At 67.0% G+C, this 17573-nt stretch carries 9 protein-coding genes and 1 pseudogene; 3 read left to right on the forward strand and 7 right to left on the reverse strand.

Annotation, left to right across the window (positions count from 1 at the left end; genetic code table 11):
- Positions 1 to 54 precede the first annotated feature (54 nt).
- Both JS528_RS07775 and valS read left to right on the forward strand, forming a co-directional pair.
- A complete protein-coding gene (locus JS528_RS07775) occupies positions 55 to 1638 on the forward strand; it encodes an ABC transporter substrate-binding protein (RefSeq protein WP_214358520.1) in 1584 nt (527 codons plus the stop codon).
- 87 nt (positions 1639 to 1725) lie between these two features.
- Positions 1726 to 4506, forward strand: a complete 2781-nt coding sequence (gene valS, locus JS528_RS07780) for a valine--tRNA ligase (protein WP_214358521.1) — start codon at positions 1726 to 1728, stop codon at positions 4504 to 4506.
- 395 nt (positions 4507 to 4901) lie between these two features.
- Here valS and JS528_RS07785 read toward each other — a convergent pair whose 3' ends face one another.
- The 5 genes and pseudogenes from JS528_RS07785 to JS528_RS07805 form a co-directional block, all read right to left on the reverse strand.
- Positions 4902 to 6341 (reverse strand): sugar porter family MFS transporter, encoded by a 1440-nt coding sequence (locus JS528_RS07785; protein WP_214358600.1) that lies wholly within the window; start codon positions 6339 to 6341, stop codon positions 4902 to 4904.
- A 2069-nt stretch (positions 6342 to 8410) separates the two neighbouring features.
- Positions 8411 to 8881 (reverse strand): annotated as a pseudogene (locus JS528_RS11920) (hypothetical protein); the annotation flags it as partial.
- Positions 8882 to 9949: 1068 nt separating this feature from the next.
- Positions 9950 to 10399: a chorismate mutase gene (locus JS528_RS07795; RefSeq protein WP_214358523.1), complete on the reverse strand. Its 450-nt coding sequence runs from the start codon at positions 10397 to 10399 to the stop codon at positions 9950 to 9952.
- A 142-nt stretch (positions 10400 to 10541) separates the two neighbouring features.
- The gene (locus JS528_RS07800; protein WP_214358524.1) at positions 10542 to 11744 is read right to left on the reverse strand and encodes a hypothetical protein; all 1203 of its coding nucleotides are present in this window, start codon (positions 11742 to 11744) and stop codon (positions 10542 to 10544) included.
- Positions 11745 to 11779: 35 nt separating this feature from the next.
- Positions 11780 to 12433, reverse strand: a complete 654-nt coding sequence (locus tag JS528_RS07805) for a LuxR C-terminal-related transcriptional regulator (protein ID WP_214358525.1) — start codon at positions 12431 to 12433, stop codon at positions 11780 to 11782.
- Positions 12434 to 12560: 127 nt separating this feature from the next.
- On the opposite strand from JS528_RS07805, the gene JS528_RS07810 reads away from it, so the two are divergent.
- Positions 12561 to 13409 (forward strand): hypothetical protein, encoded by an 849-nt coding sequence (locus tag JS528_RS07810; protein WP_214358526.1) that lies wholly within the window; start codon positions 12561 to 12563, stop codon positions 13407 to 13409.
- 40 nt (positions 13410 to 13449) lie between these two features.
- On the opposite strand, the gene JS528_RS07815 is transcribed toward JS528_RS07810, so the two are convergent.
- Both JS528_RS07815 and rho read right to left on the reverse strand, forming a co-directional pair.
- The gene (locus JS528_RS07815) at positions 13450 to 14388 is read right to left on the reverse strand and encodes an aminodeoxychorismate lyase (RefSeq protein WP_214358527.1); all 939 of its coding nucleotides are present in this window, start codon (positions 14386 to 14388) and stop codon (positions 13450 to 13452) included.
- A gap of 472 nt (positions 14389 to 14860) precedes the next feature.
- Positions 14861 to 17068, reverse strand: coding sequence for a transcription termination factor Rho (gene rho, locus JS528_RS07820; RefSeq protein WP_214358528.1), 2208 nt, complete (start codon positions 17066 to 17068; stop codon positions 14861 to 14863).
- Positions 17069 to 17573 lie beyond the last annotated feature (505 nt).

Here is a 17573-nt window from a genome sequence, read left to right on the forward strand (position 1 = left end):
GCCCCCGCCGGCCCGCACCCCTCGCCGCCACACCCGACAGGTAGACTTGGCCCCATGACAGGGAGAAGAAGGGATCGCAGACGCACGCAAGGCCTGACCCAGTGGGGCATCTTCCTCGGGGTCGCCACCGCGCTGTTCCTGCTGATATGGGCCGGCTGGTCGATCGTGAACCAGCGCCATCCGTCGGCCGACGGCGGCGTCGTGCGTTCCGATTCGTCCGCGACCGTCGGCCTGACCGCCGCGAGCGACTCCCCCGCCCCCTCGACCCTCGACATCCGCACCGCCGACTCCGCCGAACTCGACCGCGCGCTCATCGGCAACGTATATCAGACGCTCATCGACCGCACCGAGAAGAACACGCTCAAGGCCGGCATCGCCTCGTCATGGAAGACGTCGGCCGACGGCAGGACGCTCACCCTCACGCTGCGCAAGGGACTCACCTTCTCCAACGGCGACGCGCTCGACTCGTCGGACGTCGTCAGCTCGCTGCAGCACGCCGTCGAAGGCAAGTGGCCGGGCGCGAGCGAACGATTCGCGGCGCTCACCTCGGTCACCAACCCCGACTCCTCGACCGTGACGATCGCGCTGAGCCGTCCCGACGCGACGCTGCCGTACACGCTCTCCGGCCGTCTCGGCATCGTCTACGACGCCGAGGCCGACGTCGACTACGCGACGCACGCGATCGGATCCGGACCGTTCACCGTCTCGAAGTTCGTCAGGGGCAGGTCGATCACGCTGTCGGCGCGCACGGACGGCACGTACGCACCGTCCGACTCGACGGCCGCCGCGAAGACCGGCACGGTGACGCTGCGCTACTACGCGGACGACGCGGCGCTCGGACAGGCCGCGAAGACCGGCGCGCTGGACATGACCGTGCCGTCCGACCCGGCGAGCGCGACGACGATCGGCGCGGCCGCTCCGTCGTTCACCACGGCCGCGGGCGACGGCACGCGCAAGGTCACGCTGCTGTACAACAACGACACCGATTCGATCCTGTCGGTCGTGCGCGTGCGGCAGGCGATCACCATGATCATCGACCGGCAGACGCTCACGAGCGGTCGCGCGGACGTGGCGCAGGTGCTCGGCGGGCCGATCGGACCGCTGGAGCCGGGCTACGAGGACCTGACCTCGATCCTCCCGCACGATACGGCGCAGGCGAGGTCGATGCTCTCCTACTTCTCGTCGAACTATCTCGGCACGCTCACGCTCGCGACGCCGGAACGCTACCGCACGCTCGCGGACGGCATCGCCGCGCAGCTGACGGCCGCGGGGCTCAGGGTCGACGTGCAGACGCTGGACGCGACGCAGCTGGCGCAGCGCGTCCAGGACCGTCAGTTCACGCTGATGATCGCGGAACTGGACGGCGAGGACGGCACCGCGGCGTTCGCCGACGCCTCATCGGCGGCGCACTACACGAACGCGACCGCGCAGGAGCAGTACCGTGCGGCGGTCGGCGCGACCGACACGAAGTCGTACGAGGCGGGCCTGAAGACATACGCGCGCACGGTCAGCGAGGACGCGGCCAGCGACTGGCTGTACACGAGGCGCACGGCGATCGCCGTCTCGACGAAGCTCACCGGATACCCGACGCGGATGACCGACGAACGACTGCCGCTGGCCGGGCTCGCGCGCAGGTGACGCGGGGCCGGGCGGCCCCGGGCGCGAGGCCGTCCGCCGCCCGGATTGCCACCGGTATTGTCACCGATTCTGCATAGACTCGCCTGTATGACTGAAGCCAAATCCATCACCGCGAATCTGACCCCGCTGCCCGACCGTGTGGGCGTCGACGGTCTCGAGGACAAGTGGCGTGCCGTCTGGGACGAGCAGGGCACGTACAAGTTCAACAACACCCGCGACCGCAAGGCCGTGTACTCCATCGACACCCCGCCGCCCACCGTCTCCGGCCACCTGCACGTCGGCCACGTGTTCTCCTACACGCACACCGACGTCATCGCGCGATTCAAGCGCATGCAGGGCTTCGACGTCTTCTACCCGATGGGCTGGGACGACAACGGCCTGCCGACCGAGCGCCGCGTGCAGAACTACTACGGCGTGCGCGTCGACACCTCCCTGAAGTACGACCCCGACTTCAAGCCGCCGTTCGAAGGCACCGACGGCAAGAAGATCGACGCCAAGGACCAGGTCCCCTGCTCCCGCCAGAACTTCATCGAGCTGTGCGAGAAGCTCACCGGCGAGGACGAGAAGCTCTTCGAGGCGCTGTGGCGCAAGCTGGGCCTGTCCATCGACTGGTCCCAGACCTACCACACCATCGGCGAGCACCCGCGCCGCGTGGCCCAGAAGGCGTTCCTGCGCAACCTCGCGCGCGGCGAGGCGTACCAGAAGGACGCCCCGGGCCTGTGGGACGTGACCTTCCAGACCGCCGTGGCCCAGGCCGAGCTCGAGTCCCGCGAGTACCCGGGCTTCTACCACAAGGTCGCCTTCCGCTTCGAGGACGGCACCCCGATCTACATCGAGACCACCCGCCCCGAGCTGCTGGCCGCCTGCGGCGCGCTGATCGCGCACCCGGACGACGAGCGCTACAAGCAGTACTTCGGCCAGTACGTCTACTCCCCGCTGTTCAAGGTCAAGGTGCCGATCCTGGCCCACCCGGCGGCCGAGATGGACAAGGGCGCCGGCATCGCGATGTGCTGCACCTTCGGCGACGTGACCGACGTCGAGTGGTGGCGCGACCTCAATCTGCCGACCCGCCCGATCATCCAGCGCAACGGCCGCATCATCATGGGCGTGCCGGACTGGATCACCGACGAGGGCGGCAAGGCCATCTTCGAGGAGACCGAGGGCAAGACCACGTTCTCCGCCCGCAAGATCATCGTCGACCACCTGCGCGAGTCCGGCGACCTGGACGGCGAGCCGACCCCGACCAAGCGTATGACGAACTTCTACGAGAAGGGCGACAAGCCGCTCGAGATCGTCACCTCCCGCCAGTGGTACCTCAAGAACGGCGGCACGGACCAGAAGCTCAACGCCGAACTCATCGAGCGCGGCAAGGAGCTCAAGTTCCACCCCGACTTCATGCGCGTGCGCTACGAGAACTGGGTCCACGGCCTCAACGGCGACTGGCTGATCTCCCGCCAGCGCTTCTTCGGCGTCCCGTTCCCGCTGTGGTACCCGGTGCTCGAGGACGGCTCGGTGGACTACGACCACCCGATCACCCCGTCCGAGGACATCCTGCCGATCGACCCGACCACCGATGTGCCGGCCGGCTACACCGAGGACCAGCGCGACGTGCCCGGCGGCTTCACGGCCGAGAAGGACATCATGGACACGTGGGCGACCTCCTCGCTCACCCCGCAGATCGTGACCCGCTGGGAGGAGCCCGGCGAGGAGAACCAGGCCCTGTTCAAGGCCACGTTCCCGATGGATCTGCGCCCGCAGGGCCAGGACATCATCCGCACCTGGCTGTTCAGCTCCGTGGACCGCGCGCACCTCGAGAACAAGTGCCTGCCGTGGGAGCACACCACGCTCTCCGGCTGGATCCTCGACCCGGACCACAAGAAGATGTCGAAGTCCAAGGGCAACGTCGTCGTGCCGAACAAGCCGATCGAGCAGTTCGGCGCCGACGCCGTGCGCTACTGGGCCGCCGCCGCGCGCCTCGGCCTCGACGCCACGTACGACGAGGGCCAGATGAAGATCGGCCGTCGCCTGGCGATCAAGCTGCTCAACGCGACGAAGTTCGCGCTGGCGATCGGCCGCGAGGACGAGAACCACCACGTGAGCGACTCCGCCGAGGTGACCTGGAACCCGGCCGACGTGACCGAGCCGCTCGACCGCGCCGCGATGGCGAAGATGGCGCTCGTCGTGCGCGAGGCCACCGCCGCCCTGGACAGCTACGAGCACTCCAAGGCGCTCGAGGCCATCGAGAACTACTTCTGGCAGTTCTGCGACGACTACATCGAGCTGGTCAAGAACCGCGCCTACGGCACCGCCGACGCGACCGGCCACGTGCCGAGCGAGGCCGCGGTCAAGTCCGCGCGCACCGCGCTGGGCCTCGGCCTCGACGCGTTCACCCGCCTGCTCGCGCCGTACCTGCCGTACGCCACCGAGGAGGTCTGGAGCTGGATGCACGCGGGCGCCGGTTCCGTGCACCGCGCCGCCTGGCCGACCCCGGACGTGTACGAGGCCGCCGCGTTCAAGGTGAACCCGGAGCTGCTGGCCCACGCCGGCGAGGCGCTGGCCGCGCTGCGTGGCATCAAGTCCAAGGCCAAGGTCTCGATGAAGACCCCGATCCTGTCCGTCACGCTGGGCGTGGCCGATGACGTGCGCGAGTCGCTGGCCGGCGCGCTGGACGACATCGCCGAGGCCGGCCGCGTGGTGGGCAAGATCCACTTCGCCGCCGCGGCCGCCGCGCTCAAGGCCGTCAAGGAGACCGCCGAGGCCGCGAAGAACGCCGCGGAGGCCGCCAAGGCCGAGACCGAGGCCGCCGCCGAGATCATCGTCCAGGAGAGCGAGCTGGGCGAACCGCCTGTCAAGAAGCCGCGCAAGTAGGCTTCGGCCTTCTTCGCAGGCGGCCTTCGCGGTAAGCCGATCACTTCGCCTACGGACGGTCCACCGGACCGTCCGCTTGACGGCTCGGCCTGTGAAGAAGTCGAAGAATCGACCTTCGACCGATGAGCCGATGAGGCGACAAGAAAGGCTCCGGATTCCAAATGCATCGGAATCCGGAGCCTTTCATCGTATATACAGTTCGCAGCGGTACTTTCTCTCGGAATCATCCCCATACCCGAGAATATGTACCGCTGAGAGCATCGGAGCGGCACATATTCTCGGGGTCATCCCGATGCTCGAGAATAGGTGCCGCTAAGTGCGTCGGAGCGGCACATATTCTCGGGGACTGGGGAAATCCCGAGAAAAGGTACCGCTCCGTCACTTCCACATCCCGCTCAGCGGCGGGTCATCTCCTCCTCGATCTCCTCGAGGGACTTGCCCTTGGTCTCGGGCACGAAGCGCAGCACGAACGGGATCGACAGCAGCGCGAAGACGCCGAAGATCGCGAACGGGCCGCCGACGTTGTTGCCGAACGCGTCGAGCAGCATCAGGAAGAACTGGGAGACGATGAAGTTGCCCAGCCAGTTCGCGGCCGAGCCGAACGAGGAGCCGATGCCGCGCACGGACAGCGGGAAGATCTCGCCGATGAGGACCCACGCGATCGGGCCCCACGAGACGGCGAAGCCGAGGATGTAGAACGCGATGAGAATCATCGTCGGCACGGCGAGCACGGAGACGTCGCCCACGAAGTTCATCACGGCGAGGATGGCCAGGGAGACGGTCATCACGACGGAACCGAAGATCAGCAGCTTCTTGCGCGGGAACTTGTCCATGATGAGCGTGGCGACGATCGTCGAGACGAAGTTGACCACGCCGATGCCGACGGACACCCAGATCGCGTCGCCCTCGGGGAAGCCGAAGCCCTTGATGAACACCTGCGGCAGGAAGTAGATCACGGAGTTGATGCCGACGAGCTGCTGGAAGAGCATGATGCCGACGGCCGCGAGCAGCGCCGGACGCGCGATGCGGAACAGCTCGCGCACACCACCCTTGGTGTCCTGCGCGGCAACCTCCTTGATCTCGTCGAGCTCAAGCTGGACCTGCGCCTGGTCGACGTCCTTGCGGATGAGGGTCAGAACCTTGAACGCGTTGCGGATGTCGCCCTTGTTGACGAGATAGCGCGGCGACTCCGGCAGCATGATGCCGCCGATCAGGAGCAGCGCGGCCGGCACGAGCGCCGAGCCGAGCATCCAGCGCCAATCGCGCACGCCCAGCAGGTTGTGGTTCAGGAAGCCGAGGTTGGAGGCGTAGGCGAGCAGGATGCCGAACGTGATCATCAGCTGGAAGAGCGTGGAGAGCGATCCGCGGCGCTCCTTCGGCGCGAGCTCGGCGAGGTAGGCCGGGGTGAGCGCGGACGCGGCGCCGACGGCGAGACCGAGGATGATGCGCGCGGCGACCATCATCAGGAAGCCGGTCGCGGTGGCGCACAGGCCGGAGCCGAGCAGGAAGAGGATCGCGGAGACGATGAGCAGCTTCTTGCGGCCGAAGCGGTCGGACAGCGCGCCGATCGACAGTGCGCCGACGCACGAGCCGATGAGCACGGACGAGGTGATGAAGCCGGTCTGCGAGACGCTCAGGCCGAAGTCGGACTCGATCAGCGGCGAGGCGCCGGAGATGATGCCGGTGTCGAAGCCGAAGAGCATGCCGCCGAGCGCGCCGAACGTGAAGATGAAGGCGCTGTTGAGTGGCCATCGCGTGGAGAATCCTCGCGAGGTCTCCTGCTCGACCGTCTCCTTGATGGTGTCGATGGTGTCCGTGACCGAGGTCTTATCCATGGTCGCGTCGGCCGTGCCGCTCGTGATGTCCGATGTCGTCATCGCCGTTTCCTTTCCTTGTTCCGTTCATCACCGTTGATGGGATTGCCGCCGCATACGAAAAAGACCCGGAGCAGGGCATGGCCGACCCCGATGCTACCTTTCCGGGATCGTGTGGTTCCATACCGCCCCAGGTCTTGCCTCGTATGAGTAACAACCCTGATTCACCCGTGCGTCCGTCCTCACTGTCCGCGGCCGCACGTTGTCGGTGCAGTCAAGAATACGACGCGATGGACGCGCGACACACCGTGAAACGCGATTTTCAGAAAACGATTACTCGTTTATTTTCAACGGTTTTACCGAACCGTTTCGATGTGAACGCTCCCATTCGCCGCGATGGGGAGACACGAGGGACGAACGCCGCCGGCACCACGCCGGGCGAGCATATCAAGCCACGTGGCCCGAGGGATTCGAACATCGTCGATGTGCGTTTCGGATCTTCCATTCGCCTGCGATCCCCTCCCGGATCATCGGACGTTGCGACGGCCGCCACATCCGGTCGGCCCCGTCCCTCGAGCTTCACGTTGGAGACGGTCTGGGGAGAACGCGGCGATCACAGTACTCGATTACAGCCCGGGTTCGACGATGAGGAAACGTGTGACGGACGAGGCGCCGGACGACGGACCGCCATCGGACGAGGCGCCGGACGATGAGTCATCGGACGACTTCGACGACGAGGCGGCACCGGACGCCGGCAGGAGCTTGTCGGCGCCCTGGTCCAGCGCGGCGGCGATGAGCTCGCCGGCATCGGAGAGGGTCGTGGTGTCGTTGATGAGCCCGTCGGTATCGACGGACAGCATCGGACCGGGATCCATGCCGATCATGCCGAAGTACGGCGAAAGCCGGTTGGCGAGCGCCTCGGCGGTCGCGGACGAGCCGGCGGACCTGCCGGTACCGGAGGACCCGGAGGGCCCGTTGCCGGCCCTGGACCCATCGGACGACGCGCCATCACCGGAACCGGATGACGAAGCACTTCCCGACGACGCCTCGGCCTGTGCGCCACCCATACCGGTTCCTGTCTTCGCGGCGGCGGAAGCTGCATCCCCATCCTGCGTACCCGCCCCCGATGCCCCGCCGGACACGGACTTGCCGGACGAACCGGAGGACGGGGTGGCGCCGGTTGTGCCGGACGAACCGGAATCCGACGAGCCGGCCGCACCGGACGATGACGCCCCACCGGATGCGGACTTGCCAGCGCCCGGTACGGCGCCGGCGAACTTCATCACGTCGGCGGAATCGGTCTTCGCGGCGCTTTCGTCGATGACCGTCGTCGTCACATCGCCGGACGACGCCTTGGCGGCCTTGCGTTCGGCCGCGGCCTGACGGCGCAGTCGCGCGATCTCGGCAAGAGTCGACAGAGATCCATAAGCGGAACGCTCCGACAGTCCGCCCGCCTCATTCGTCACGACCCGTGCGGAACGCGCCGCAACGGACGAATCGCGATCCGCATCGGACTCGCCGTGCCCCATACCGGATGAGACTCGCTCCATCTCAACGGCGAGCGCATTCAGCCCTCTACCGGCCACCATCAGCGAACGCAACACGTCCGATCCTACAGAATCGGACGTTTTTGCGGCCGAACCGGATCCGTTGACGTCCGATCCTATAGGATGTGACGTTTCCGAGGCCGAATCGGACCCATTAGCGTCCGATCCTGCAGTATCGGACGAATTCGGGGCTGTACCAGACCTAGAAACGTCCGATTCTGTAGTATCGGACGAGCTCGGGGACGTTGCAAGCCCGGAAACGTCCGATTCCGCAGTATCGGACGTGAGGGAGGCTGCGCCGGACAGGTCGTCGGCGAACCGCAGGACGATCTGGCGATAGGCGGAGGCGGTGCCGGTGCGTTCGCGGGCCGAGGCGAGCGCTGACAGCGCGGCGTCCACTTTTGCGGTGTCGCCGGCGTGGGAGCCGCCGGATGCGAACTCCTTGTCGGTCGCGGCGATCGCCTGGTCGCGGTACGCGGATGCGCCGGCAGACGTGCCGCCGGTGAGCGCGCTCAGATGCTTCGTGTACGCGTCGGTGTAGGCCATCGAATACGGGATCATCGCCTGCGAGAGCTGGGATTGGCCGGCCGAGTACTCCTTCGCACCCTCGGTCTGCTCCTCGCCCGCGCGACGCCGCAGCGTGTCGGAGAGTCCGGTGACGCCCTGCGCGCGGACCATGCGGATCACCTGTTCGATGGCGTCGGCGGCGCCCGTGTGCTGGTGCGCGGAGGCGAGCGCGTTGGTGGCGTTCGCCTCGCCGAGCACGGCGGCCGCGAGCGGGGTGTCGCCGCTCAGCTCGCCGGCGGTGCCCATCAGTGCGGTCAGCTGCGTGGACGAGCCGATCGAACCGGACAGATGGTTCGTGTAGGAGCCGACGTACGCGGCCATGTACGCGTGGAACGCCTTGTCGTAGTCGGCCTGTTTCTCGGCGATCTCGCTCTGCGCGAGGGAGCGTTCGAGGTCACGCAGCGCAGTGAGTTTCTCGATGAGTCGCTGGTATCGGCCGGAGGACGACACGGATGACGCGGATGACGCGGCAGCGGCCCCGCCGGTCGTCGCGGAGCCGGCAGCCGAGGAACCCGCAGCGCCGGAACCGTTGGAACCATTGAAGCCCGAGGAATCTGCGGAACCGGAACCGGCCGATTTCCCGTCCGTACCGTTCTTGCCCGCACCGTCCGTTCCCGGCTGAGTGAACGTGGCGGAACCGTCGCCCATCGCACGGGCTTCGCCGGCGAGCGCGGACGCGCCGGACGCGGAGACGACGGCGACCGGTCCCATCGTGAACTTCGTCGCGTTCATGTAGCAGTCGATCCGCTCCCCCACGCGCGCGACGGCCGCGATGAGCGTGTTCGAGCCCTGCGTGCCGACGATCGAGTCATCGACGGAGACGGTCACGTCGTCGGCGACGCGCGTCGGCACGGTGAAGACAACGAGGAAGCGTTGCGACGACAGCGGTGCGTCGGCGGAACCGTCGGACGACGAACCGGATACGTTCCCGGCGACGCCGTGGGACAGACCATCAAGCAGCTTCTTCCCCACGCGCACATGCACGCCGACGACGCCGGTCGCGCCGGCGATTTTCGTGCGGCCCACGTTCGGCCCGTCAAGGGAATACGCGACGTCGACGTCGAGCGGAATGTCGCGTTTGCCGGATTCGACCTGCGTGACGGCGAGGGGCTGTTCCACGGCCGTGTCGGCACCGGACGCGTCGGATGATGACGAACCGGATGCGCCGGATACGTCGGTAAGGAACAGGTCGCCCGGCTCGCCCTCGTCGTCGGTCACGGTGAAGACGTCACGCCCCTCGATCGACGGGATCGCGGCGCGGGCGGCGGCGACATCCGCGCCGATCGCACCACCCAATGCCAGCGACGACGCGACGACGAGCGCGCACGCCCCCGCGCACACCCGCGTCAGACCGGACGTCGTTCGTTTCATACCTCACCAATCCACCCGCGGATGCACCCGCATGGGCCGAATCATTCGTTAGTCAACCAACCCACGACGGACGACGTGTGGGACGGATTGTTCCTCCATACGGGCATCGCGGAAACGGATGGGACGAATCCCCGCGTACGCCGTTCAGGCGAAGACGTCGAGCACGCCCGGGTCACCGCCGGCGTCGGCGATGCGCTGATGGCGCTTCTTCGCCTCGGTGACGACGAACTCGCGGTACATCTCGGCGATGTCCGGGTCGAGTCCGGCGGCCACGGCGATGCGGTGCAGGCGTTCGATCTGGTAGTCCTCGCGCTTGTAGTCGGCGGGCGCGAAACCGGCGCGCGCCTTGAGCACGCCCACCTGTGACGTGTACTTGAACCGTTCGGCGAGCAGGGAGACGATGGCCGTGTCCACGTTGTCGATGGACTGGCGCAGGGCCTTGATCTTCTTGACGGTCAGGGCGGTCTCGGGATCGTCCGAGGTCTGCTCGGAATCGATGACAGTGGCGTGTTCGCCGGGATTGCGGGTGATGCTGGCGCTCAGCCAGTCGCCGTTGTCGGCGCTTGCACCCGTGGTTTCGCTCGTTTCGCTCATACATCTTACCTTACCCCACGCGCGCGGTTTCACCGAGGATCCCCGATCGGAGGAACCCCAACGATTGCGATCGGCCCCATCCACTGACGGGAGCGACATGCCGAATGTCCTCGTTTCTCCTCGCCCCGCATGCACGAATCGGCTACCGGCGCCGACGCGGCAGCGAGCCGATAGCTCCGGGGTCATCAGTCAGCGGCAGGTCGGCCTGCAGCGTCCAGCAGTCGGCGTCGCCGTGGACGCGGATGCCGCCGCCGAGTTCCGCGAACGCGGACCGGTAGTACGCCAGGCCGCGCCCGCCGATTGTCTCCTGTGCATGCCCACTCGCCCGCGATGGTTCGGCGAGCGGCGTATCGCTGCACGACAGGTGCAGCACCGACGCCCTGACGCCCACGGCGAACGTGTATCCACGATTCGGATCAGCATGCCTGCCGATGTTGCCGAACAGCTCGCGGATGAATCCGCAGAGGATCTCCGCCCGTTCGGGCGTGGTCTCGACGACGAGCCGGTCCTCCATGAGAATTATCCCGTCGATGCCGCCGCTCTCCAGTCGTTTCCGCCGCTCCTCGACGAGCGCCGACATATCGATCGATTCGACGGATCCGACACGACCGAATAGGACGAATCCGGCGAGACCTGGCGAGTGCGGACGCGAGGCGCCGCCAGACGACGCCGTGGCCGCGTCGTCGTGCAGCGTGCCGATTGCCCCGCGCGTATACAGCAGCGCCTCCTCGACTGCTTCGCGAATGTCCGCGAGTCCATCGACGTTGTCGCCGGCGGCGTCACCGGCATCGGCACCGACACCACCGCCGTCCCGGCGCATGTCGATCAGCCGCAGCGCATGACTCAGGTCGTTGCACACCGTGTCATGCAGTTCGGAGGCGACGCGCTCCCGGCGCCGCCGCTCCTCGAGTCCGCGCCGCAGGGACGCCTGCTCCACCTGAGACCGCGCCAGACCGCCACCGACCGCGAGCAGCAGCATCCACGCAGCCATCATCGGCAGCCCGTGCCACCGCAGGAGCACGCCCATCAATGCCGGCCCGCACACCGCGAACGCCACGGCCGCGGGAACATTGACGTATCCGAGCAGCGCCAGCATGATCGACCCGATGATGATGGTCGACGATGGCGCCTCGATGGCGGTGATGAAATACACCGCCATCCACAGCAGGACGACGAGCGACGAACCGACGAACGCGTTCCAGACCACCATGCCGAGCCCGGCATACATCGCGAGGACATACACCATGTCGGGAATCGAAGTTGGCACGGCATAGCCGGACAGCATCTCGACGCCGTACAGCACCGCACCGAGACACGCGACGGCGATGCGCACGCCGTACGGCACACGGACACGGACCGCGGCCCCAGCCGCGAACCGGCCTACAGCAGATCGTATGCTCGGCATAGCCCTATGGCCTCGTATCGATCGGCGACCCCCAGCTTGCCCACGATCCGATGCACGTACGTGAACACGGAGTTCGGGGAGATGCCCAGTTCGGACGAAATCGTCTGCGTGGATTTACCCGCCGCGTACATGCGCAGCACCTGCAGTTCGCGCTCGCTGAGGTTCGCCGGGACCGTGCCGGAGTCCCGATTGGACAACACGCGATGCGCCTGAGCCACCGTCATGAACCGTTGCGGGTCGGCCGACCGTCCCTGTGCGACAAGCGGAATGAGATCGGCGAGTTCCGCAGTGATGCGCTCCTTGGCCAGTACCGCCTGGGCGCCGGCCTTCGCCATGTCATCCACGTACCTGTCCGGGTCGTACGCGGTGATGCCGATGACGCCGATCGCGTCGGTACGCATACGGATCCGCGCGCAGACGGACGCCCCCGAGGCCTCATTCAGCGCAAGGTCGAGCAGCAGCACCTGCGGCACGACTTGCACGAACAGGCAGCGGTGCAGCGCCTCGGCCGCGGAAGTGCAACACCACATCACATGAAATGCCGGGGATCGCCCGTTCACCCACCGCGCGATCGACCGCGCACTCCAAGGATCATTGTCCAGGACAGCGATGTCGATGTTCTCACCCACATGCCCAGTGTACGACGGCGCGGCTTCGGATGCACAGATCCCTGACGTCAAGGAATCCTTGACACGCGGTCGCGGCCGGCGGTCCGGACGCTTCACAATGGAAGTATCCCAAAGAAGGGGTGACATCATGGACAGGGCAATGATCGCCTGCAACAAGCCGATCGGCGTCACCGACCGCACGGCCGTCACGATTCTCCTCGCCGTCGTCACCGCAATCGCGACGATGCTCATCGCCTTGGCTCAGGTCCCGGGTGCCGCGGCTGATGCGAGGGACACGACGACGGCCGCGACCGATGCGTTGGCGATACCGGGCGACGTCGCTGAGTTCTTCCGCACGCGGATTCCCGAATTCGTCATCGACAACGAGCGGAATTCTCAAGACAAGGACGCGCTGCACGCGATCCGCGAGGACCCCTCCCCCGAAATCGGCGATGCGCGGATGACGTATCTCGTCGGGCCGGACGACGACGGCACTCTGACGGTGACGGAATCCGAAGGATGGTCGGCCGTCGTGCGTCATGCGGGCAAGCCGACCGGAGTCGCCACGGTGTCCCGCAACGCGAGCAGCGGCGAGTTGGAGCCCGGATGGACCAATGACACGGCGCTCGCCCGGTATCTCATCCAAACCGAGCGCGACGGCGGGGATCTCGTCAACGTGTCGTGGCTCCATGCCTACTTCCTCCGGAAGGACGGCACGATGACCGCGTTGAACGACGCGGCCAAGTCGTACGCGCCGCAGCCCATCCCCCAGCAGACTCTGCTCGACAAACTCCAGCCCGGATTCGAGGACAGCAAGGCCGCCAACGAGCAGGCGTTGCGTGAGGGACGAGCGCTCGTGGGAGACGCGACGCGACAGGAGAACACGGCATCCGGGCCGCCGTGGCGGATCACTCTGCTCGTCGCGATCGGCACGCTGATCGTCGCCGGCGCGACGGCGGGATTCATCATCACCAGACGCAACGCCGGTTCGTCATGAGCGTCATGAGTACCGACAGCCGGCAAAGGCAGATGGCCGCTCAGCGCGGGCCGATGGTGAGGGCGTCGTCGTGGGTGCGGCCGGTGTGGATCGCGTCGTTGACGGCGTCGATCTCGGCCGGGTCGTACTCGAGCGCTCGCCCGTCGAGCTCGTTGACCGGGATGACCCAGCCGCCGTGCGTCATGTACAGGCGGTCGGCCTCGCGCAGCTCGGCGATCGGCAGCTTGCGGTACTCGACCGTGCGGCCCTCCTGCATCGCCCACGCGAACAGCTCGCGCTGCGAGGTGCCGTTGAGGATGCCGATCGACGGGTCCGGGGTCACGAACGTGTCGCCGTAGCGGGCCACGATCGACGAGTTCGGGCATTCGAGCGTGAAGCCGTCCTCGGTGAACAGGACCGCGTCGCCGACGCCGCGGCGGTCGCACTCGCGGTGCACGGCGCAATTGAACGCGTAGCTCAGGGTCTTCGCACCGTTGAGCAGCCACGGCGCACGGGTGGTGATGTCCGACGGGTAGCCGCGCGTCATCGACACCATCGTGATCGGGTCGGCCTCGTGCAGCGCGCCCTTGGCGTCGAGGAAGATGAAGACCGTGGGCACGCGATCGGCGGCGCGGCCCACGCCGGTCTCGGGATCAAGTCCGCGCGAGACGATGATGCGCAGCAGCGGACCGGGCTCGGGGTCGTCGTACGCGGCGATGACGAGGTCCACGGCGCGCGTGAACGCCGCGATGTTCGGCGCGGGCATGTCCATCAAGGCGGCGGAGTGCGCGAGGCGGCGCAGATGGTTCTCGAGCGAGACCGGATAGCCCTTCCACACGGTGGTCGCCTCGAAGATGCCGTCGCCGCGCAGTACGCTCAGATCGAAGGCGCTGATGTTGAGCCCCTCCGGGTCGACCAGCCTGATGAGTTCCTTGTCCGGAACCTGTTCGTCGCCGAACAGCGCCCTGCCGTTGCCCATGCCCAGCACGATCGATGCCATGTGGCCGATCCCCTTTCCTCTCGTCGTCAATGTGTCGTTATGACCATCCACTGTAGTCGCGTCGGGTTTCATACGGGGAGCGGGCCGGTCGTATTCCAGGCAATCCGACCGGCCCGTGCCGGACCGACCACCTCATGCTTGGACCACCTCATGCTTGGATATCGACGATCAAGTCCGGGAATTCCACGGTTCACCCCGCACCTGTCAACGCATCACTCCGGACATCGCACGTTACACTCCGGGCATCGCACACGTCACTCCGGGAGTTGTATCACTTTCCCGTAACAAAACCCGGACTTGACCGTGAGAATCGCGGAGCGAACCGTGACGACCGCGGGGCGAACCGTGAGCATGCCGGAGCGGACCCGGGGCGCCGGGAGCGGGTGAAATGTCGCGCTCCGAAAGGCATAACGACGAATCCCCGCCGACGGACAGTCGACGGGGATCTGCTCAGGGAACCACGAAGTGCGGATCAGTTGCCGTTGACGGCGTTGCCGTTGGCCTGCTGGACGATCGCGGAGAGGAAGTCGCGGTTGGTGGCGGTCTTCTTCAGGCGCGGGACCAGCGTCTGGTAGGCCTGCTCCGGCTCCATGCCGCCGAGCAGTCGACGCAGACGGTAGACGATCGGCAGCTCCTGCGGGTTGGTGATGAGCTCCTCGCGGCGGGTGCCGGAGGCGTTCACGTCGATGGCCGGGAACATGCGCTTGTCGGCGAGCTCGCGGCTCAGACGCAGCTCCATGTTGCCGGTGCCCTTGAACTCCTCGAAGATCACCTCGTCCATCTTCGAGCCGGTCTCCACCAGCGCGGACGAGATGATGGTCAGGGAGCCGCCGTTCTCGATGTTGCGGGCCGCGCCGAAGAACTTCTTCGGCGGGTACAGGGCCTGCGCGTCCACGCCGCCGGACAGGATGCGGCCGGAGGCCGGCGCGGCGATGTTGTAGGCGCGGGCGAGTCGGGTCATCGAGTCGAGCAGCACGACCACGTCCTGGCCGAGTTCCACGAGTCGCTTCGCGCGCTCGATGGCGAGCTCGGCGACGGTGGTGTGGTCGGAGGCCGGGCGGTCGAAGGTCGAGGAGATGACCTCGCCCTGGACCGTGCGCTCCATGTCGGTGACCTCCTCGGGGCGCTCGTCCACGAGCACGACCATCAGGTGGACCTCGGGGTTGTTCGTGGTGATCGAGTTGGCGATGTTCTGCAGCGTGATCGTCTTGCCGGCCTTCGGCGGGGAGACGATGAGGCCGCGCTGGCCCTTGCCGATCGGGGACACGATGTCCATGATGCGGCCGGTGAGCTTGTTCGGCGTGGTCTCCTGCTTGAGACGCTCCTGCGGGTAGAGCGGGGTGAGCTTGCTGAACTGCGGACGGTTGGCCGCCTCCTCGACGCTCATGCCGTTGATCGAGTCGATGGACTGCAGCGGCACGAACTTCTGACGCTGGTTGCGGCGGTCGCCGTCGCGCGGCGCGCGGATGGCGCCATGCACGGCATCGCCCTTCCTCAGGCCGTACTTCTTGACCTGACCCATCGAGACGTACACGTCGTTCGGGCCCGGCAGGTAGCCGGAGGTGCGCACGAACGCGTAGGAGTCAAGCACGTCGACGATGCCGGCGACCGGCACGAGGTCGTTCTGCTCCTCGTTGCCGCGGCGGTCATTGTTGGTGTTGCGGTCCGCGCGATCCGCGTTGCGATCGGCACGCGCGTTGCGATCGGCACGATCCTCGGACCAGTCACGACGGTCGTCGCGCTCCTCGAAGTCGCGACCGCGGTCACGCCCGCGCAGACGGCGTCCGCGGCGGTCGCCGTGATCGTCGCGGTCCGCGTTGCGATCGGCGCGCTCGGTGTGGTTGTTGCGGTTGTTGGCGCGGTCGTTGCGGCCGCGGCGGGACTCGCCCTCCTCGTCGCGCGGCGCGTTGTTCTGCGTCGGCAGGGTGGCGAGGATGTCGTCGAGGTCGCGCACGACCTCCTCGTTCGCCGTCTCGTGTTCCTCGGCCGGACGACGGCGACGACGCACGTTCGCGACGATGATCTCGTCGCCGTTCTCGTCGATGGTGTGACGGCGGCCGCGCTCCTTGCGCTCGGCGCCGGAGGGGGTCGGCTCGCTCAGATCGAGGGAGTCGAGCAGGCTGGCGGCATCCACCGCCTCCTGATCATCGGTGCGACGGTCGCGCTTGGCGAAGCGGGGCGCGCGCTCGGCACGGTCCTCGGACCTGCGGGCGCGGGCGCGCGGCGCACGCTCGGCACGCGGGGATTCGTCGGCGGCATCCTGCTGCTGCGCCGGCTCGGCGACCGGGGATTCGACGGGCGCGCCGGCCGTGACGGACTGGGATTCGGCCTCGGCGGCCGGAACGGATTCGAAGCCGGACAGCACGCCGTCGGCGGCGGGCGCGTCCTGCGGCTCGGCGGCCGGGGCGGCGTCCTGCTGCGGTTCGGCCGGAGCGGCGGCCGCGGCGACGGCGGCCTTGAGGTCGGAGGCCTTGCCGGCGGTCTTCGCCTTGGCGGCCTTGGCGCTCTTCGGGGCGCGCACAGTGACGCCCTCGGGCGCCTGGCCGCCGGAACGGGCGGCCTGCAACGTCGCAAGCAGCTCCGGCTTGCGCATGGTGGACGTGCCGCGCAGTCCCATCTGCTTGGCGAGCTCCTTGAGCTCCGGCAGCTTCATATCCTCGAGATTCTGGCTATTGGCCACGGTGTTCTTACCTTTCCACAGCATCCGCCAACGCGCATGACGCATCGGCACCTGCCTGAAATGTGATTGCGGCTCCAGCCGCTACGAATGCTCGCCGCAATGCTATGCCCGCGAACTGCACTCACTCTACAACGCCAATCGGACCAACGCAAACCGCCCGTGCGCCCGGCGAACCCCTACGAAAAAGGGCTCCTTCCCCACTGGGGAAGGAGCCCGATTCGATCCGTCATCTTATTTCCGCGTAGCAAAAGTCAATGACGTGTGAGGATATGGCCGTCCGAAGGTGAAGACGTACAAAGGGAAAGGCCGTATACGCTCCGTCATTTACTTTTACTTCAGAAATGAAGCAACGCGTGCGAACTCAAGGCGCACCGAGGGAAGACGCCGAACCGTATAAAGGGCAGTCCAGTGGACTGCCCTTAGGTGAGGGGAGCGGTTTACCGCGACGGTTGAGCGCAGCTCAACAAGGTACGTCGACCGAGGAGCAACGCCGAGGGCGCTCCGT

The sequence above is a fragment of the Bifidobacterium santillanense genome (assembly GCF_018555385.1).
Taxonomy (GTDB): Bacteria; Actinomycetota; Actinomycetes; order Actinomycetales; family Bifidobacteriaceae; genus Bifidobacterium; species Bifidobacterium santillanense.

Excerpts from the sequence above, each read along its gene's own strand:
- JS528_RS07775 (WP_214358520.1), top strand. The coding sequence starts at position 55 with ATGACAGGGAGAAGAAGGGATCGCAGACGCACGCAAGGCCTGACCCAG.
- JS528_RS07815 (WP_214358527.1), bottom strand. The coding sequence starts at position 14,388 with ATGGCATCGATCGTGCTGGGCATGGGCAACGGCAGGGCGCTGTTCGGC.
- valS (WP_214358521.1), top strand. The coding sequence starts at position 1,726 with ATGACTGAAGCCAAATCCATCACCGCGAATCTGACCCCGCTGCCCGAC.
- JS528_RS07795 (WP_214358523.1), bottom strand. The coding sequence starts at position 10,399 with ATGAGCGAAACGAGCGAAACCACGGGTGCAAGCGCCGACAACGGCGAC.
- JS528_RS07785 (WP_214358600.1), bottom strand. The coding sequence starts at position 6,341 with ATGGATAAGACCTCGGTCACGGACACCATCGACACCATCAAGGAGACG.
- JS528_RS07810 (WP_214358526.1), top strand. The coding sequence starts at position 12,561 with ATGGACAGGGCAATGATCGCCTGCAACAAGCCGATCGGCGTCACCGAC.